We start from the raw sequence: 19,007 nt of genomic DNA, 5'->3' as shown, positions 1-19,007 counted from the left end.
ACTTCGTCTCGTGCTTTCGACGCAACGCGTTTGCAACGACGCAGGTAGCGGGATCAGGCGCAGAGGTCTGGCGGTGTTCTTGACGTGCTCCCGCGCAATTGGGATGTCGCCGTTGCGCACTGCGGAGTGAGTCGGGATGGGCGATCTGGCTATCGGTTCGGAACAAGCTCCCAACGACCTTGCTCCCAGGTGTAAGAATCCCTGATCCCTGAGTAATCGAAGGGCAGGGTGACAAAATCCTCGCCATTGTCGCGCCTCAGGTCATAGCGCACAGTTTTGCCGTTGACGATGAAGCGCAGCCGCAGGAACCACATGGTGGGTCGACTGGTGGTGTACGCGTGTACTCGGAAGACTTCGGTCGAACCTTGTGGTATTTCGAAGCGAAATGGCACGCGTGGGGCACTTGGGTCGTCACCGCGATGGCATACAAGTGTTTCGTCATCGAGTGACACGAGGAGATAGTTACCCTCTAATGGCCCGCCCGCGGGCGGAGGGAGAATCGCTATGCCATCGACACTGCCGAAGCCGGGCCGCAAGACGGGTTTACCGCCCGTCAGGGCAACGGTCGCATTTTGAGCTTGTACTTCGAACTCGAACACGGTGTGCCCCAGCTCGATTCCCCTGTTCTCATTGATCCAATCAAAGGGCTTACTGTAGCTGGTCCGAGAACCTAGATCCCGCAGCTCGGTCAACTCGTCCGGCGTCCCTACGGGGAAGAAGAAGCGTTTGACCCTCATGTCACCGAAGGTGTCATAGTCCTCGTCGACGCTAACTGTGACTCGGGATCGACGCAGATAGGCCTGCGCCGCTTGTCCTGCCAATGCCGCTCCTGCTACCGGGTCCATTCACATATCCTCTCACTCCCGGCGTTTCTGCCGAGCCAAAATGTTGGCGTCCGAGTTCGGGTTGCGCCGACACTCGGCGACTGCGGGCCAGGCGTAGGTGTCGTCCGCCGCACGATTTTCCCTGCGGTAGCGGGCGGCCGCGAAAGGCGAACGGCATCGCTAAGCCTGCGCCACACGTTCGCGGAGATGCAACTTATGGAGGGGAGCACTTCATGTGGTCAGCCGGTGGATGGGTCGCAGCACCTTCACCCCACACACTCGACGCCTACGGTGACTGGATTCCTGAGGAAGGCGGCGGCGCACTGAACGATTTGCCCGATCCCTCCCAGCTGATTCCGCATGAGGCCCCCGAGTCGTCGGATGACGTTCCTCTATTCGGACGGTGAAGGTAAATGGGCGTAGTTGCTCGCGTACGTCAAGACACGTGGCGCGAGTAAAATGTAGGGCGGAACCGGAACCTTCCGTGTGAACCCTAGACCGGACTGCAACGCGTAAAGACCCTCTTTTCCTTCGAAACGGTCGACAAGGTCTTTCACAGTCGCGACATCGTCAGCGATATCGGGATACAGAATCGCATCCAGTTGGTCTTGTAGTTCAGCAATCTGAGGTTGGGCGGCCTTGATCATGTCCAAGACGCTAGGATCGTAGTCGATGGCCTCGAGTTCGGTGATCTTGATCCATTTTTCTCGTGCAGCCCTGTTGGATTTGATCATGTAATCACGGTCCATAAACACGTTCGCGGTGCTCTCGCCTTCTAGGCGAGCATTGAGTTCAATCTTGAAAGCATTAATGTCGCCATGAAGCAGGGCGTCACGCATTTTGATTAACCATCGGTAATCAAACGATGACACGAGCAGATCATCAAACAGATCGAGAGCTTGTTTCTCCTCTACGGTCTTGCGGCCGAACTGCTCGCGAACTGCGCGGATGGACTGATCTCTATGACTGTGGAGCGCGCTAGTGAAAGATATGAGCGCTGAACGGATTCGCCTTCGGCGCTCGTCGAAAGCATCTTGATCGGACAGTGAAATTCGCCGACTAGTGACATCGGAAATTACTGCAATAAGCAAATCGCAGAATCTCTCATTTTCATCAGAAATGTGCCGGAGGAGTTCGCTGTCAATCATGCGGCGGAGGCGCTCGTGTGCCGTGCGATACTCTGCGTCTTCATCTGCAGTGAATGAGCAGAGCTTTTTGAAGATGATAGCAGCATCGATACCCGGATCGGAATATCCCAACATTGCTCCGTACGGGTCGGAGGCGGCAGCTGCGTCGTCGTCAGCGTCCTGTTTTATCTGTTGCTCTCCCTGTTCCTGTATCTTATTGAACACCGACAGAGAATTGGTGATTATTTCGCGAATCTCATCTTCTGTCGGGAGCTTTGTAGATAGCCAGTTGCGAGCGCGCTGAGCGACTTCTTGTAGTGCGGTGCGCATTGAGTTCTGGACGTCGTTTCTCGTCATTCGGTCGCGGGCGTCTGGTGTGTTCGCGTAGTCCATTGCCGCGGAGGCCAAGACCTCCGCTTGAGCCCGCATTGTCTCCAGCACAATGACCATGGCCGCGCTCTGAGGCGGTGGCGCGGTTTCCCTGGAGATTAGGTCCCGCCACGCGTCCATGAAGTGTTCGCAGAAGTCAAATGGGCTGTCGCCGTCGAATTCGTCTAACTTGGCGATCAGTCCGTCTAACTTTCGTATCCAGTCTTCCAAACTGGTCTTGGCTTCATCGTCTTCCGGTGGCACACTTCGACTCCTGTCATGCTCGAACTTCGCGGCCTCGTCGTGGACAGCCTGTAAGCATCGCACGTACGCAACTCATTGCGTCTGACATCTGATCCCGCGTGTCGCGCTGATGCGGCAGCTTAGGTAGCACGGGGGTGGCACTGTAATCGTTCGGATGACGCGAGGGAACGGCAATAGTCAATCTACCTGCGGCGATGCGGTGCCCCCAGTCGGACTCGAACCGACACTGTGCCGATTTTAAGTCGGCTGCCTCTGCCAATTGGGCTATGGGGGCGAAGGGTCCGCTCGACGACGGTCCCCACGGTGAGCATAGTCAGCCGCGGCAGCGTGTCCGAATTCGTCCGGCGTTGCCACCGACAGACGTCAACTCGACCGCCAGACCTCGATCGAGGTCTGGCAGTCGAGTCGACGTCTGGGAGTCAGCCGTCCTTGACCGGCCCAGTCGCCGGGGTGATCATGGGGCATGGACGCGGCAGCGGTGACCGGGGCACGCAATTGGGAGGCCGTCCGAGAACGGCATCCCGCCATCGTCGAGCGCCTCGAGGCGGGTCTGACGCAGGGTGATCCGCTCGCCGACACGGTGATCGTCGAGGCCAGAGAACGCGGAATCTCTTTCTCCACACTGGTCGCGCTCTTGGAAGAGCACACCTCCGCCGAGGAGGAGACCGATGTCGAACACCTCGAGATGCCCGCCTCGATGACGCATCTGTTGCAGGTCGCGAGCGCCCCACCTCCGTGGTTCGACCCGGCCTGGGCGGAGGCCGGCGCCCGCGCCTGGTGGCGGTTCGGCACGTTGCAGTCGTCGACGCTGTATCAGTCGCTGATCTACGGGTTCAAGGCGCAGGGATTCGTCCGTCCGCTGGTGGCCACCGGCCGGCTGGGATCGGGGACACGTGATCGAGTCGAGTCGACGGCCCGCTGGGTCGCCGAGGCGACCACGCCCGGATCGATGCTCCCGGGCCGTCCCGGTTGGGTTGCAACGCTTCGTATTCGGCTGCTACATGCCTACATCCGCGACGTCCTGCGGCACCCGCCCGGCGGCGATCCGACGGACGACGCCGGGGCCTGGGACGAAGGGGAGTGGGGCGCACCCATCAACCAGACGTATGCCGTGATGACCATCTCGTGCGGCTTCCTGGCTCTACCTCTCGTCGTCGCACGGGATTTCGGGATCCACTACAGCAGTGCGGAATGTGAGGCGATCACGCATCTGTGGCGCTGGATCGGCTGGGTCATCGGGGTCGACGACGACCTCCTGCCGCCGAGTTACGAGCGTCGAGCGAATTGTTCCGTATCGCAGGCGAATTCGAGCTGCAGCCCGACGATTCGTCGAAGGTGCTGATCAAGGCGCTGCTTCGCGAGGGGTACGACCTTCCGCGCGTCGTGCACGGGGCCGCGCCGATTCCGGTGCCGGGGTTGCTGGTCTCCGCGGTGGATGCGATCACCAGACCCCTGCTCATGTCGTCGTTCTCGGCCATCAGCACCAGATGGGTCGAGCGCCCGGTCGCCCGGCGGATGGGTCTGCGCCGGACGCCGTTGCACCATCTCGTCGACGTCGCACGGCCCGCCGTCAGGCTGCGCGAGATCGCGCGGGCGACCGGACTGCTCGGATCGGAGTCGACGGTGATCGAGCGCGAACTGCGAACGGTCCGACGCGGACTCGGCATGCCGCACGTCCCTGAATCGTCCTTGACCGCCTAAATTACTGCTGATAACTTAACGCCGTAAAGTCGACCGACGCGACAGGGGTCCGCATGCTGGTCAGATTGACACGGCTGGTCATATCCATGCCCAAACGAGTGCTGCTGGGTGCACTCATCCTGCTGGTGGTGTGCGGCGCGTACGGCGCCACCGCGGCCGAACATCTGCTGGCCGGAGGGTACAGCGATCCGAACTCGGGGTCGGCGCGGGCGGAGAGAACGCTCGACGAGACGTTCAACCGCGGCGGGGTCCAGGTCGTGCTCAAACTGGACGGTCCCGACGGAGTCGACGTCTCCCGCGACCCGACGGCCCGGGCGGTCGGTGAGGACATCGTCGCCGACCTGAATCGCAATCAGTACGTGCAGGACCAGATTTTGTCGGTGTGGGCCAATCCGGCGCTCGACTCCGCGCTCGTCAGTCGCGACCGGACGTCGACGCTGATCATCGCCTCGCTCGACGGTGGCGAGGATTCGGCGCCGGGGCACGCCGAGGAGATCGCCGCGGCCCTGGCCGGTGACCGCGACGGGATCACCGTGCAGGTCGGCGGTCAAGGAATGGTCTTCGCACAGGTCAACGATCAGACCGCGTCCGATCTCCTCGTCGCCGAGGCCATCGCGATCCCGATCACGTTCATCGTGTTGATCTTCATCTTCGGCGGATTGCTCGCCGCGGCCGTCCCGGTCGGCATCGGCATCGTCTCGATCATCCTCACCTTCGCGCTGCTCCGGGCGATCGGATCGGTCACCGACGTCTCGGTCTTCGCGCTCAACCTCACCACCGCACTGGGTCTCGCGCTCGCGATCGACTACACGCTGCTGATCCTGACGCGCTACCGGGAAGAGGTCGGACACGGTCTGAGCCGGCCCGACGCGATCGTCCGGACCCTGGCCACGGCCGGGCGGACGGTCGCCTTCTCCGCGGTGACCGTCGCCCTGTCGCTCAGCGCGCTCGTGCTGTTCCCGCAGTACTTCCTGCGCAGCTTCGCCTTCGCGGGTCTCGGCGTCGTGGTCGTGGCCGCGGTGTCGGCGCTCGTGCTCACGCCGGCCGTGCTCATGCTCCTCGGTGATCGCATCGACGCGTTCGATGCCCGGAAGCCACTCCGGCGCCTGCTTCGGCTGCCGCCGGCGCGGCCCGTCGAACCCGAGGACACCTGGTGGTACCGGCTCGTCCAGTGGGTGCTGCGCCACGCCTTGCCGGTCGCCGCGGTCGTCACGGTTTTCCTACTGGTACTCGGTGCGCCGTTCCTGTCGATGAAACTGGGGTTCCCCGACGACCGGGTGCTCCCCGAGTCGGCGAGCGCCCACGCGATCCAGCAGGAGATCCGAGACGACTACGAGGACGACCTGTCCGCAGCGGTCACCGTCGTCGTGCGGGGGCCGGTGGACGATGCGGCCCTGGCCGACTACACCCGCGCCCTGTCGACGGTCGGAGATGTCAACTCCGTAGGGTCGTCGGCCGGGACGTTCGTCCGGGGTGCGCCGGCCGCACCGGGCAGCCCGGACGACACCCGGGGCGACGTACACGTCCTGCAGGTGTCGACCGACCGCGACCCGATGAGCGAGTCGGGGATCGCCCAGCTCGACGAGCTGCGGGCGGTGCCGCCGCCGGCGGGAACGGAGACCCTGTTCAGCGGGCTCGCCGCCGCCACCGACGACACCGTCGGGTCGATCTACGCGCATCTGCCGTGGGTGCTCGGACTGATCGCGATCGCGACGTTCGTGCTGCTGTTCCTGTTCACCGGGAGCGTCGTGTTGCCGCTGAAGGCGCTCGTCCTCAACATCCTGTCGCTGTCGGCGACGTTTGGCGCGATGGTCTGGTTCTTCCAGGAAGGGCACCTCGGAGGTTTGGGGACCACCGCGACGGGCACCCTCAGCGCGACCATGCCGGTGCTGCTGTTCTGCGTGGCGTTCGGCCTGTCGATGGACTACGAGGTGTTCCTGTTGGGACGGATCCGCGAGGAGTGGTTGCGATCGGACCGGACGCGGGGGGCCACCGACCATGCCGTGGCCCTGGGCTTGGCCCGGACCGGCCGGGTCATCACGGCCGCGGCACTGCTGATGAGCATCGTCTTCGCCGCCATCGCGGCGTCGGAGGTCTCGTTCATGCGGATGTTCGGGGTCGGTCTCACCCTGGCGGTCCTGATGGACGCGACGATCATCCGCATGTTCCTCGTCCCCGCCTTCATGCGGCTGGCCGGGCGGGCGAACTGGTGGGCGCCGGGTCCGCTGCGACGGCTACATGATCGGATCGGGTTGTCCGAGGAGGCCCCGGAGGTCGGGCGTCCCGAGAAAGCGGCGCCGGACACCGCGCCGACGAGGGTCTGACACCGAATACGTCATGGCGACGGATGAACGGCGGCGGGACAGGTGCAGGAGTGCAGTGACGACACGTAGACGAGCGAGATCACCGCGCGGGTCCGGAGAGAACCTCGCGGAGGAGATCATCGAGGCGGCCGGCGAGCTGCTGGTGGAGAACGGTGACGACACCGCGATGTCGATCCGTGCGGTCGCCAACCGGGTCGGTGTCACACCGCCGTCGATCTACCTGCACTTCGCCGACAAGGAAGCCCTGCTCGACGCCGTGTGCGCGCGCTACTTCGAGCGTCTCGACGACGAGATGGCGGCCGCGTCGGAGGGCGTCGACGACGCCTTCCGGCGCGCACTCAACCAGGGGATGGCCTACGTACGCTTCGCCGTCGCCACCCCGGTGCTCTACCGGGTGGCGTTCGGCAAGCCCACCTCCGCGGGGCATCCGTCGAAGGTCGACGAGGTACTCGCCGCCAGTGCGTACTCGCGGTTCGCCGGAACCGTCACCGAGCTGGCCGACGAAGGGGTGTTCGATCACGCCGAGATCGCCGACATCGTTCTCGAGTTCTGGGCCGCCGCCCACGGGATCGCGTCGCTGATGCTCGCCAAACCGGGTCTCGCCTGGGGGGACGACTTCGCGCGTGCGGAAGCCATGCTCACCGCCATGTGCCTGGGCCGGGCCTCGCTCGCGACCGACGGCGGTATCGATCAGACCGCAGTGGGCCGCCGGTTGAGGTCGCTGCGCGACCGGGTGAACTGACCCGGTGGCGGGTGTCTGACGACAGAAGGGTCAAGAGTCGGTAAAGTCGACGTCGACTCGGTCGTTGCGAGCTCTCGTCAGGGAACTCTCAGAAACGGCCCGACGTTGAGACGGCAGACATCCGTACCGATGAAGGAGCGCTTCGTGCGAGAAAGCAGCAATCCGGTGATGCGCGGCGTGGTCCGCGACAATCAATCCGGATACGCGGGTTTCGGGGCCGGCATGGCCGGCGCCGGCGCCGCGGCCAACCAGTTCGGTCAGGCCACTGACCCCTACACCCAGCCGGCACCGCCGGCCACTCGTCAGCTCACGATCGACGACGTCGTCACCAAGACCGCGATCACGCTCGGAGTGCTGACGCTGGCCGCCGCTGCCACGTACTTCGCGATCAGCAGCCGCGCCACCGAGGCCGCCCAGGCGGCTCTCGCCACGCCGCTGATGCTGGTCGGCGCCATCGCCGGTCTCGTTCTCGTCCTCGTGGCGAGCTTCGGTCGCAAGCAGGACAACCCGGCCATCGTGCTGGCCTACGCCGCGTTCGAGGGCCTCTTCGTCGGTGCCATCTCGTTCGTGTTCGCGAACTGGGCGGTCGCCGGTGACACCTCGGCCGGTGCGCTGATCGGACAGGCAGTCCTCGGCACCTTCGGTGTGTTCTTCGGCATGCTGTTCGTGTACAAGGTCGGCGCCATCCGCGTGACGCCGCGATTCACCCGCATGCTGTTCGCTGGCATGATCGGTGTCCTGGTCCTGATGCTCGGCAACCTGGTCATCGGTCTGTTCACCGGTGAGGCCGGAGTCCTGCGCGACGGTGGCCCGATCGCCATCATCTTCTCGCTGGTCTGCATCGTCCTCGCCGCGTTCAGCTTCCTGCTGGACTTCGACGCCGCGGATCGCCTGATCCGCGCCGGCGCACCCGACCGGGCCGCCTGGGGCGTGGCACTCGGCCTGACCGTCACCCTGGTCTGGCTGTACGTCGAGATCCTGCGTCTGCTGACCTACTTCAACTCCGACTAGTCAGTCATGTGACAGTGGCCCCGCACCTCGGCAGGTGCGGGGCCACTGTCGCGTCAGGGTCGGTTGGCGACAAAGTGTGCCACCCGGTGCGTTTGCGGGAACAACCCAATCACCGCGGTTCTACCGTGCGGACATGGTGTTCTTTCTGATCCAGCTGGCGCTGATGATCATCGGCGCCGTCGTACACATACTGGTGGACCGATCGACGCGACGACGCACCGTCGGCCGCGCAGCCGAACTCGTGCTGCTCTGGATACTCGTCCCCGGCGGCGCATTCGGCATCCTCGCCGGGGTCGGCCACGTCGGCCCGAACGCCCCCGAGATCGCCGAGGGCATCGGGCCGGACTTCATCCCGTCCATGTTCCAGTGGGAGCTGGGGTGGAACGACATCGCCGTGGGCGTGCTCGGCGTGCTCTGCTACCGGGTGCGCAATCGTGGCGGATGGCTCGACGCCGCCGTGTGGGCACTGGCGATCAGCTACGGGGGAGACCTCGCCGGTCACATCTCGCAGTACTACATCCACGACAACACCGCGACGAACAACGTCTGGGCGATCCCCGCCGAGATCTACATCGTCGGTGCCGTCGTCATCGCCTGGTTCGTGTACCGGCGAACGACCCCCCGCAGCGTCGCGGTCCTGGGACCGAACGCGGCGAGGGATGTCGACGAGACGGAGACGGCCTCGCTCAGCTGAGGCGCTCCAGCACTGATCAGCTGAGGCGCTCGAGGACCATGGCCATGCCCTGACCGCCACCCACGCACATCGACTCGATGCCGAAGGTCTTGTCGCGGGTCTGCAGGTTGTTGAGCAGGGTGGTGGTGATGCGGGCGCCGGTCATCCCGAACGGGTGACCCAGGGCGATGGCGCCGCCGGACACGTTGAGCTTGTCGTGGTCGATGCCGAGATCACGGGCCGAACCGAGGACCTGCACGGCGAAGGCCTCGTTGATCTCGACGAGGTCGATGTCCGACAGCGACATCCCCGAGACCCGCAGCACCTTTCGGATCGCCTCGATCGGACCGAGCCCCATGATCTCCGGCGACAGGCCGGTGGCCGCGGTGGCGACAACGCGCGCCAGCGGGGTGAGGCCCAGTTCCTTCGCCTTGGTGTCGCTCATGATGACCAGCGCCGCGGCGCCGTCGTTGAGCGGGCATGCGTTACCCGCGGTGATCGTGCCGTCCGGGCGGAAGACCGGCTTGAGCTGCGAGATCTTCTCGTAGGTCGTGCCCGCGCGGGGGCCGTCGTCGGCGGTGACGAGCGTGCCGTCGGGCAGGGTGACCGGGTCGATCTCCCGCTCGAAGAAACCGGACTTGATGGCTTCCTCGGCGCGGTTCTGGCTCAGGACGCCCCACTTGTCCTGGTCCTCGCGCGAGATGCCGGTGAACGAGGCGACGTTCTCGGCGGTCTGGCCCATCGCGATGTACACGTCCGGGATGACCCCGTCCTTGCGCGGATCGTGCCAGATGCCCGCGTCACCGGCGGCCGCCTTCTCCGTGCGGGCCATCGCGTCGTCGAACAGCGGGTTCTTTGAATTCGGTGCGCCGTCGGCGCCGCCGGAGATGCCGAAGCTCGACACGCTCTCGACGCCACCGGAGATGAGGACGTCGGCCTCGCCGGCCTTGATGGCATGCAGCGCCATCCGGGTGGTCTGCAACGACGACGAGCAGTAGCGGTTCACCGTGACGCCCGGGATGTGGTCATGACCCAGCTCGACCGCGATGACCCGGGCGATGTTGTAACCGCCCTGTCCGCCGGGCTGGCCGATGCCCCAGTGGATGTCCTCGATCAGCGCCGGGTCGAGCTCCGGCACCTTGGCGAGCGCGGCTTCGACCATCTGACGGGACAGTTCGTCGGGTCGGATGTCTTTGAGGGATCCCTTGGCGGCGCGGCCGATCGGGGAACGGGCGTGGGCGACGATGACGGCTTCAGGCATACCTCGAAACTACCGCACCAAGCATCTGCTTGGTCGCGAGGCCGGTCAGCCCGGGTCGTGGCTGGTCACCGACGTGTCAGGCGTCTCCTGAGACGTGTGACGAACCGTGTTTCTTCGACGGCCTCGGACACCTTCGGCGGTTCGGGCAGCGGCGTCGGACCCCACTCGCCGATCGAGGCGAGCACCTCGGGCACCAGGATGTCGGCGGCGAGCTCATACCCCGCGGCCGACGGGTGGAATCGATCGGGCGACAGCATGTGCTCGGGGCGCGCGAGGAACTCCTCGGTCAGCAGGTCGGCCAATGGGACCGGCCGCCCCCCGGCGGCCCGGACCGCCGATCGCTGCGCCGCCGCCAGCGTGAGTCCCCAGCGTCGCAACACCATTCGCAGGGGCTGGGGGATCGCGGTCACCACGCCGAAATCCGGGCAGGTGCCGACGACGACCTTCGCGCCTTCGTCGACGAGTGCGTGGACGGCATCTCCGAGCCGGCGCGCCGACGGGAGCGGACTGTTGCGGGCGGTGACGTCGTTGGCGCCGACGAGGATGACGGCCACGTCGGGTCGCTCGTGATGGACGAACATCGCCTCGATCTGGGCCGCGAGCCCCTTCGACGTCGCGCCGACGATGGCCTTGTTGGCGTAGCGGACCACCCGATCGGTCTCCGCGGCCACGCGGCGGGCGATCTGGACTCCTGGCGTCTCGTCCGCGGTCTCGGCACCCAGTCCGGCCGCGGTCGAGTCCCCGAACACCACGAGATACAGGTCGTACACGGTGTCCCGGGTGAAACGTGCGCTGGTGCCGTCGGGGCGGTACACGCCGTCGCCGTCCGGGGCGTTGTCGGTACGGTGCGGGATCACCACGCGGGCCTCGGCGGCCTGACTGTTCAACAGGTTGTAGGCGGCCCAGCCGGCGCCGGCCGCGCCCGCGGTCGCAACCGCTGTCGCGCCGACGTCGCGCACGATCCTGGCGGGGACGATTCCTCGACGACTCGAACCGGACACGAGTGCCAGTTTAGGCGTTCAGCGGGATCTGCTGACTGGGGCAGCGGCCGGGTGTCGCTGTTCGCGGTGGCTCTGGGACCATGGACACATGCGCATCGCCAATCACGTCGTCGACCTGGTGGGCAACACCCCGCTGGTCAAGCTGAACTCGGTGACCTCACCCGGATCGGGCCTGGTCGCCGCCAAGGTCGAGTACCTCAATCCCGGTGGCAGCAGCAAGGACCGCATCGCCGTGCGGATGATCGACGCGGCGGAGGCCTCGGGTGAGCTGAAGCCGGGCGGGACCATCGTGGAACCGACGTCGGGAAACACCGGCGTCGGCCTGGCGCTCGTCGCCCAGCAGCGCGGCTACAAGTGCGTGTTCGTGTGCCCGGACAAGGTCGGTGAGGACAAGCGCAACGTCCTGCGCGCCTACGGTGCCGAGGTCGTCGTCTGCCCGACCGCGGTGGAGCCGTCCCACCCGGACAGCTACTACAGCGTCTCCGACCGCCTGGTCACCGAGATCGACGGTGCGTGGAAGCCCAACCAGTACGCGAACCCGGCCGGTCCGCAGAGTCACTACGAGACCACCGGTCCCGAGATCTGGGCCGACACCGACGGCAAGGTGACGCACTTCGTGGCCGGCGTCGGCACCGGCGGCACCATCACCGGCACCGGCCGGTACCTCAAGGAGGTGTCCGGCGGCTCGGTGAAGATCGTCGGCGTCGACCCTGAGGGGTCGGTGTACTCCGGCGGGACCGGGCGCCCCTACCTCGTCGAGGGTGTCGGGGAGGACTTCTGGCCGTCGGCCTACGACCCGGACATCCCCGACGAGATCATCGCGGTCTCCGACGCCGACTCGTTCGACATGACCCGGCGTCTCGCCCGCGAGGAAGGGCTGCTCGTCGGCGGCTCGTGCGGGATGGCGGTGGTCGCGGCCCTGCAGGTCGCCGAACGCGAGGGACCCGACGCCGTCGTCGTCGTACTGCTGCCCGACGGTGGCCGCGGCTACATGGCCAAGATCTTCAACGACCAGTGGATGAGCAGCTACGGCTTCCTGCGGACGCCGCTGGACGCCACCACCAAGGAATCCCTCGTCGGAGATGTGTTGCGCGGCAAGACCGGCGCCCTGCCCGACCTCGTGCACACCCACCCGCAGGAGACCCTGCGCGACGCGATCGAGATCCTGCGCGAGTACGGCGTCTCGCAGATGCCGGTCGTCGGCGCCGAGCCACCGGTGATGGCCGGCGAGGTCGCGGGTGCGGTCACCGAGCGCGACCTGCTCAGCGCGGTCTTCGAAGGTCGTGCCAGCCTCGCCGACCCGGTGTCGGCGCACATGGGAGAGCCGTTCCCGCTCATCGGTTCCGGCGAACCGGTGTCGGCGGCCACCAAGGCGCTCGGCGACTGCGACGCGCTGATGGTCGTCGAGGACGGCAAGCCCATCGGCGTGATCACGCGCCACGACCTGCTCGCCTTCGTGTCGAGCCACCCGATCGTCGGATAGGAGCATCACCGTGAGTGAACGACGCAGTGCCGCGGATTCGGTTCGCTGGCAAGGCTTCTCGACCCGCGCCATCCACGCCGGCTACGATCCGGATCCGCAGACCGGGGCGGTGAACGTCCCGATCTACGCCAGTTCGACCTTCGCCCAGGACGGCGTCGGCGGACTGCGCGACGGCTTCGAGTACGCGCGCACCGGCAACCCGACCCGACGCGCCCTCGAAGCCAATCTCGCTGCGCTCGAGAGCGGCACCTACGGACGGGCTTTCGCTTCCGGTATGGCCGCCACCGACTGCGTTCTGCGTTCGACGCTGCGGCCGGGCGATCATCTGGTGATCCCCAACGACGCCTACGGCGGCACCTTCCGGCTCATCGACAAGGTGTTCAGCCAGTGGGGCATCACCTACTCGGTGGCCCCGGTGTCCGACGTCGCCGCGGTGCGCGACGCCATCCGGCCGGAGACCAAGCTGGTCTGGACCGAGACGCCGACCAACCCGCTGCTCAACGTCGGCGACATCGAGACCCTCGCCGCCGTCGCGCACGAGGCCGGCGCGAAGCTCGTGGTCGACAACACCTTCGCCTCGCCGTACCTGCAGCAGCCGCTCGTCCTGGGCGCCGACGTGGTGCTCCACTCCACGACCAAATACCTGGGCGGGCACTCGGATGTCGTCGGCGGCGCACTGGTCACCGACAGCGAGGAGCTCGACGAGGCGTTCGCGTTCCTGCAGAACGGCGCCGGGGCGGTCCCCGGACCGTTCGACGGGTTCCTCACCCTGCGCGGCATCAAGACCCTCGGCGTCCGGATGGACCGGCACTGCGACAACGCGGAGAAGGTCGTCGACTATCTGAGCGGCCACGACAAGATCGACGCCGTCCTGTACCCGGGCTTGGAGAACCATCCGGGCCACGAGGTCGCGGGCAAACAGATGAAGCGCTACGGCGGCATGGTGTCGGTGCTGGTCAAGGGCGGGCTCGACGCCGCCAAGGAGTTCTGCGCCCGCACCGAGGTGTTCACGCTCGCCGAATCGCTCGGCGGCATCGAGTCGCTGATCGAACACCCCGGTGCGATGACGCACGCCTCGACGGCCGGATCGCTCCTCGAGGTCCCCGCCAACCTCGTCCGGCTCTCGGTCGGTATCGAGGACATCGACGACCTCCTCGGGGACCTGGAGAACGCGCTGCGCTGAGGAGTCGGGTGGGCGTCAGACCCGCGCCTCGAGGAGCAGGTTCGACGCAGTGGTCGCCGCGACACGCGCCGAGGTCAGACCGGCCGCCCGGAAGGTGTCGAGCAGTCGAGTGGGGCCGGCCTGGGCGCCCAGCGAGGTCGTGCCGTCGGCGATGCTGTGCGGTACGCAGAGGTATGAGCTACCCGAATAGAACAGCAGTGCAACGGGATTGGTCAGATTCTCGGCCAGTGTGTCGTGCGCCAGCGGTTCGACGGCGATCACCTGACCGCCGGGACGCAGTGACGACCGTGCGTGTGCGAGCGCACCCACCGGATCGCCGAAGTCGTGCAGGGCGTCGAAGATCATGATCGCGTCGTGGTCGCCGGCGTACGACTGGGCCGTGGCCACCTCGAAGCGGACCCGGTCGTCGACCCCGGCCGCATGGGCGGCTGCGGTGGCGCGCCGGACGGACTCCTCGTGGCTGTCTACGCCGACGAACGTGGAGTTCGGGAAGGCCTCGGCGAGCAGGATCGTGGGGACCCCGTACCCGCACCCGACGTCGAGAACGCGGATGCCGTCGGTGAGGCGCTGTCCGAGGCCGTCGATCGCCGGAACCCACTCGCTGAGCAACGACGCGCGGTAGATCGTGCCGTAGAACCGTTCGACGCCGGAGAACAGCCGGGAATCGTGGGCGTGCCAGGGCACGCCGTCGCCGGTCGCGTACGCATGCGCGAGCTGGTCGACCGAGGACCACACCGCGGCAGCGACCTCGAAGCCGGCCACGATCGCCGCCGGACTGTTGTCCTCGGCGAGCACCATCGCGTGCTCGGCGGGGAACACGAACACCTCTGGGCCATTCGCGGCGTCATCGCCGGCGTCGTGGAGCAGGACGTATCCGGCCGCGGCCTGCACGCACAACCATTCGTGCACATACCGTTCGGCGAGTCCCGAGCGTTCGGCGAGCTCGGCGCTCGTCGCCGAACCGAGTTGCGCCAGAGCCCGCCACAGTCCCAGGCGGTCGCCGAGGTAGGTGCTGATCGAGTGATAGGCATGGGTGAGATCGGCGCTCACCTGGCCGGCGAAGGCCTCGACCCGAGCGAAGTCGGTCGCGGTGCCGGAACCGGCGGCGTGTGTGGTGGTCATGGGATGAACCTCTCGTGTGCGATGTCGTAACCACGCCGGGCGGCGTGTGCACCGAGCGTGCGCCGGCGTCCTGTCGCGGCGCTGTCATGACCGGACCGTGACCCGCTGGGCGGTGAGCCGATGGTGACAGCCCCGTGACAGCGGGCTCGGAGACCGTCGACGCATGAGAACAACACAGATCAGCGACCTGGGCACCGTGATGTCCATCTGGGCTCACCCCGATGACGAGACCTACCTCGCCGGCGGCGTGATGGCCGCCGTCCGCGACGCGGGTGGGCGCGTGGTGTGCGTGACCGCGACCCGCGGCGAAGCGGCCGACGAGAATGCCACCGCCGCAGAGCGTTCGGAGCTCGCCCTGGTCCGGACCGGCGAGCTTGAGAAGGCTTTTATCGAGCTCGGCATCCAGGAGCACCACTGGTTGGACCTACCCGACGGTTCACTGGCGGCGATCGACGAGAGCGGCCCGGTCGGACGCATCACCGCCCTCCTCGACGACGTGTCACCCGACACCGTCCTGACCTTCGGTCCCGACGGCGTGACCGGGCACCCCGACCACCGCACCGTCAACCGGTGGGTCCGCCTCGCCGTCGACCGTTCGTCGACCTGCCCGCGAATCCTTCACCCGGTGGGCACCGGGCGGGGGATCGAGTTCGACCTCGCCCGTGAGTTCGACATGTGGGCGCTGGGCGGGCCGCGCCAGTGTCCGAAGGAGATGGTCGCGTTGCGAATCGATCTCGACGGGGCCGAACTGGACCGTAAGGTGCGAGCCCTGCTGGCTCAGCGCTCGCAGACCGCGGACCTGGCCGCGGCGATCGGCCTCGAGCGATATCGAACATGGGTGTCGGTGGAGACCTACGCTCATCCTGCATAGGCCGTCGGAGAACAGAGAGCGACGATCGGGATGGTGGTGCGCGAAACCGAAGACGGGCACGTGTCGCCCGCGGTCGAGGTCGGCCTGCTGGGTGCACTGAGGTTGCGGGTCGACGGTGCCGAGGTCGCGGTCCCCGGGGAACGACGACGCGCCCTGCTCGCGCTGTTGACCGTCGCCGGCCGGCACGGCATGGGTATCGGGCGGCTCGTCGACGCGCTGTGGGGCGACGATCTGCCGCGGGAACCGATTGCCGCACTGCACAATCTGGTGTCCCGGCTGCGACGCCATCTCGGCCGACACGCCGATCTGTTGGAACGACGCCCCGACGGCTACCGGCTCCGGGTGTCCGTCGTCGATGTGACGATCGTGCGCGACCTGCTCGCATCCGCCGCCGACACGCCCGATCCCGCCGAGCGTCTCCGTCTGACCGTCCGGGCCCGCGAACTCTGGCGCGGCGAGCCGCTCGGCGAGTTCGCCGGCATCCCGGACCTGGACACCGAACGCGTTGCGTTGGAGGACCTCCACAATCGGCTCGCCGACACCCACGTCGAAGCGCTGGTGGAGTGCCGCGACCCGAGCGCGACCGCGACAGCGAGGGCCGGTGTCGCGTCCGCGCCGCTCCGCGAGAGTTCGGCACGACTGCTCATCCGCGCACTCGCCGCCGACGGGCGTGTCGGCGACGCGATGGCGGTCGCGATGGAGTTCCGCGACCGGTTGCGCGAGCGGACGGGTCTCGATCCGAGCCCGGCCCTCGCGTCGCTCGAGCAGCGGGTGGCGGCGGGCTCCGAATACGGGCAGGCCGAGACGAATCCGGGGCCCGGCGTGACGTCGCGGCGTCGACCTGCTGCGCCGGCCGGGCCTCTGGTGGGGAGGGAGCGAGAACGCGCCGAGATCATCCGGCTGTTGTCGGCGCATCGGGTCGTGACCCTGACCGGTACGGGCGGCGTCGGCAAGACCAGTCTCGCGCTCGACGTCGCCGCCGACCCCGCGGTGTTCCCCGGGTACGGCGTTGCCGTCGTCAACCTCGCCGCGGTCGCGCGAGCCGACCGCGTCCTCCCGTCGGTGGTGTCCACCCTGGGTCTCGAGGTCGGGGTGGGTGCTTCCGTGGACGCGATCGCGCGCGCCGTCGACGGGTCGCTCCTGCTCGTCCTCGACAACTGCGAACATGTGTTGTCGTCCTGCCGCGAATTGGTCGCGGCGATCGTCGAACTGGCTCCTGCAGTGCGGATCCTGGCCACCTCCCGAGTCGTGCTCTCACTCTCCGCCGAGTACGTCCTGCGTCTGCAGCCCCTGACCTTTCCCACCCGCGTCGACGACGTCGACGCGGTCGTTCGGCAGCCTGCAGTGCGCGCGTTCGTCGAGCACGCGCTGCGACGCAATCCGACCTTCGCGGTGTCGAGTCGTGAGCTCACGGACCTCGTCGACGTCGTGCGCCGTGTCGACGGGCTCCCGCTCGGCATCGAGCTGGCGGCGCGTCAGGCCGCCGTGATGCCGATGTCGGCCGTGGCCCGAATGCTCGATGGTGCACTCGATCTCGCGACGGGAACCGGAGCCGACGACCAGCGGCGGCTGACGCTCCGCAGCAGCATCGACATGTCATTCCGACGGCTGAGCGTGGTCGATCAAGCCGTACTCGCCGCCCTCGCACCGTTTCCCGGCGGTGTGTCGCTGCGCACGTTCGAATCCGTCGCACTGAGCGTCGAAGCGGAGGTCGTCGGCGCAGCGGGCATCGGCACGCGAGGTGACGGCGGGCTCGACCCGGTGGAGACCCTGCACCGTCTGATCGACAGCTCGTTGCTCGTCGCCGACGCGTCGGGCGGCAGATACCGTCTCGTGCATCTCATCCGCACCCATCTGCTTGATCACCTCGACCGTGCGGGCGTGCTCGCCGCGGCCGAGGACCGGTTCCTCGACGAATGTGTCGCAACGGTGCGGGACATCGGCGACGAGTGGCTCGGCGTCGCGGAGTTCGAGGCGAATGAGCGTCTCCATGCCGAGATGGACAACCTGCGGTCGGCGCGGGACCTGGCACTGGCGCGCGGACGCGTCGACGTACTCGTGGCGATCACGACATCGCTGTCGCTGATCAGCACATGGCGCAACCTCAACGAATTGTGGACGTGGGCCGTCGAATCGGCGCGTTCGGCGTGGCTCGATGGTCATCCCGATCGCGCCGAGATGCTGTCCGCGGCGGCCGAGGCCGCGCGGCTCGTCGGCGAGTTCGACCTCGCCGTCGACTTCGCGACCTCCGCCCTACGTCCCGATGCCTCCGGGGCACCACCGGATCCGGATGCGCCCGCGTTGGTCGGCGCGCGGGCGGCCAGGGCGGCGGTCGCGCACTTCCGTGGCGACTTCGCGGTGGCGGTACGGGAATGGACCCGCTGCGGCACACACCCGTCCCTGGGGTCGGCGTTCCTCGCGTCTGCGGCGCTCGCCGCGTCGTACTCCGGTGACTCGAGCGGGGCTGCCCGGCTGTTGGCCGAGGCCCGGTCGACGCTGGACCCGTCGGCGGGGCCGTCGCAGCACGCCTTCCTCGACTACGTCCACGGCGAGCTGCTGTCCGCGCACGACCCGTCCAGCGCGCTCGCCCTCTACGAACGCGCCCACGAACGGGCCGCCGGCGTCGGGGCGACGTTCATCGTCGGGGTCGCTCGTGTCGGCGCGGCGGCGTGTCTCGTCCGCGTCGGCGATGTAGCGCGTGCCGCGGAGGCCTACGTCGTCCTGCTCGGGGCATGGCGCGACAGCGGTCAGCCGACGCAGCTGTGGACCACGGCGCGCGACGCCGCCGCACTGCTGCGCGTCCGGGGCCGGATCGACGTGGCCGACCTGCTCGTCGAGTGTGCCGATCTCGACCCCGCCGCGGCCTTCGACACACGCAGAGGTGCCGCGGACCGTGCTTTCGGGGACCTGGTGCACGCCGACAACACGGTCCACGCCGACACCGAAGTCGTGCTCGACCGGGCGATGCGCGAACTCCGAGAGATCAGGGAGTCGACGTCATCGGACGACCGCGGGAGCTCGGCGGCGCGATGACGTCTCCTCGGGTGGCTC

15 protein-coding genes and 1 tRNA gene are annotated in these 19,007 nt (G+C 67.2%); 10 read left to right on the top strand and 6 right to left on the bottom strand.

Annotation, left to right across the window (positions count from 1 at the left end; genetic code table 11):
• Window positions 1-149 precede the first annotated feature (149 nt).
• The 3 genes from ACFUEJ_RS09215 to ACFUEJ_RS09205 form a co-directional block, all read right to left on the bottom strand.
• Window positions 150-845: a hypothetical protein gene (locus ACFUEJ_RS09215; protein ID WP_139114196.1), complete on the bottom strand. Its 696-nt coding sequence runs from the start codon at window positions 843-845 to the stop codon at window positions 150-152.
• A gap of 371 nt (window positions 846-1,216) precedes the next feature.
• Window positions 1,217-2,584: a hypothetical protein gene (locus ACFUEJ_RS09210; protein ID WP_388028797.1), complete on the bottom strand. Its 1,368-nt coding sequence runs from the start codon at window positions 2,582-2,584 to the stop codon at window positions 1,217-1,219.
• Between the two features lie 200 nt (window positions 2,585-2,784).
• Window positions 2,785-2,858 (bottom strand) — tRNA-Leu (locus ACFUEJ_RS09205).
• Between the two features lie 189 nt (window positions 2,859-3,047).
• On the opposite strand from ACFUEJ_RS09205, the gene ACFUEJ_RS09200 reads away from it, so the two are divergent.
• The 6 genes from ACFUEJ_RS09200 (at window position 3,048) to ACFUEJ_RS09175 (ending at window position 9,056) form a co-directional block, all read left to right on the top strand.
• Window positions 3,048-3,926, top strand: a complete 879-nt coding sequence (locus tag ACFUEJ_RS09200; RefSeq protein ID WP_307848009.1) for an oxygenase MpaB family protein — start codon at window positions 3,048-3,050, stop codon at window positions 3,924-3,926.
• Window positions 3,920-4,285 (top strand): hypothetical protein, encoded by a 366-nt coding sequence (locus ACFUEJ_RS09195; protein ID WP_336286640.1) that lies wholly within the window; start codon window positions 3,920-3,922, stop codon window positions 4,283-4,285. Before ACFUEJ_RS09200 ends, ACFUEJ_RS09195 begins: the two co-directional genes overlap by 7 nt.
• A 53-nt stretch (window positions 4,286-4,338) precedes the next feature.
• Window positions 4,339-6,609, top strand: coding sequence for an MMPL family transporter (locus ACFUEJ_RS09190; RefSeq protein ID WP_211538191.1), 2,271 nt, complete (start codon window positions 4,339-4,341; stop codon window positions 6,607-6,609).
• Window positions 6,610-6,664: 55 nt separating this feature from the next.
• Window positions 6,665-7,351 carry a TetR/AcrR family transcriptional regulator gene (locus ACFUEJ_RS09185; RefSeq protein WP_058250756.1) on the top strand — a complete coding sequence of 229 codons (687 nt, stop codon included), beginning with the start codon at window positions 6,665-6,667 and terminating at the stop codon, window positions 7,349-7,351.
• Window positions 7,352-7,495: 144 nt separating this feature from the next.
• Window positions 7,496-8,362, top strand: a complete 867-nt coding sequence (locus ACFUEJ_RS09180) for a Bax inhibitor-1/YccA family protein (protein WP_388028792.1) — start codon at window positions 7,496-7,498, stop codon at window positions 8,360-8,362.
• A gap of 133 nt (window positions 8,363-8,495) precedes the next feature.
• Window positions 8,496-9,056: a DUF6790 family protein gene (locus ACFUEJ_RS09175; protein ID WP_211538190.1), complete on the top strand. Its 561-nt coding sequence runs from the start codon at window positions 8,496-8,498 to the stop codon at window positions 9,054-9,056.
• A 16-nt stretch (window positions 9,057-9,072) separates the two neighbouring features.
• On the opposite strand, the gene ACFUEJ_RS09170 is transcribed toward ACFUEJ_RS09175, so the two are convergent.
• Window positions 9,073-10,296, bottom strand: a complete 1,224-nt coding sequence (locus ACFUEJ_RS09170; protein ID WP_211538189.1) for an acetyl-CoA C-acetyltransferase — start codon at window positions 10,294-10,296, stop codon at window positions 9,073-9,075.
• Window positions 10,297-10,361: 65 nt separating this feature from the next.
• Window positions 10,362-11,297, bottom strand: a complete 936-nt coding sequence (locus tag ACFUEJ_RS09165) for an SGNH/GDSL hydrolase family protein (protein ID WP_374193861.1) — start codon at window positions 11,295-11,297, stop codon at window positions 10,362-10,364.
• Window positions 11,298-11,385: 88 nt separating this feature from the next.
• Here ACFUEJ_RS09165 and ACFUEJ_RS09160 point away from each other — a divergent pair, with 88 nt between their 5' ends.
• Together ACFUEJ_RS09160 and ACFUEJ_RS09155 are read left to right on the top strand one after the other, a co-directional pair.
• A complete protein-coding gene (locus ACFUEJ_RS09160; RefSeq protein WP_078112090.1) occupies window positions 11,386-12,780 on the top strand; it encodes a cystathionine beta-synthase in 1,395 nt (464 codons plus the stop codon).
• A gap of 10 nt (window positions 12,781-12,790) precedes the next feature.
• Window positions 12,791-13,963 (top strand): cystathionine gamma-synthase, encoded by a 1,173-nt coding sequence (locus tag ACFUEJ_RS09155; RefSeq protein WP_058250752.1) that lies wholly within the window; start codon window positions 12,791-12,793, stop codon window positions 13,961-13,963.
• A 15-nt stretch (window positions 13,964-13,978) separates the two neighbouring features.
• Here the strand turns inward: ACFUEJ_RS09155 and ACFUEJ_RS09150 are convergent, their stop codons facing one another.
• Window positions 13,979-15,085 carry a class I SAM-dependent methyltransferase gene (locus ACFUEJ_RS09150; protein ID WP_058250751.1) on the bottom strand — a complete coding sequence of 369 codons (1,107 nt, stop codon included), beginning with the start codon at window positions 15,083-15,085 and terminating at the stop codon, window positions 13,979-13,981.
• 163 nt (window positions 15,086-15,248) lie between these two features.
• Here ACFUEJ_RS09150 and ACFUEJ_RS09145 point away from each other — a divergent pair, with 163 nt between their 5' ends.
• Window positions 15,249-15,956, top strand: a complete 708-nt coding sequence (locus ACFUEJ_RS09145) for a PIG-L deacetylase family protein (RefSeq protein ID WP_058250750.1) — start codon at window positions 15,249-15,251, stop codon at window positions 15,954-15,956.
• A 30-nt stretch (window positions 15,957-15,986) separates the two neighbouring features.
• Window positions 15,987-18,989, top strand: a complete 3,003-nt coding sequence (locus tag ACFUEJ_RS09140; RefSeq protein WP_058250749.1) for a BTAD domain-containing putative transcriptional regulator — start codon at window positions 15,987-15,989, stop codon at window positions 18,987-18,989.
• Window positions 18,990-19,007 lie beyond the last annotated feature (18 nt).

Origin of the sequence: Gordonia sp. NPDC057258 (genome assembly GCF_042668985.1) — a bacterium.
GTDB lineage: Bacteria > Actinomycetota > Actinomycetes > Mycobacteriales > Mycobacteriaceae > Gordonia > Gordonia hongkongensis.
The sequence above is the reverse complement of the archived record's forward strand: the minus strand, read 5'-3'. Positions and strand labels throughout refer to the sequence as shown.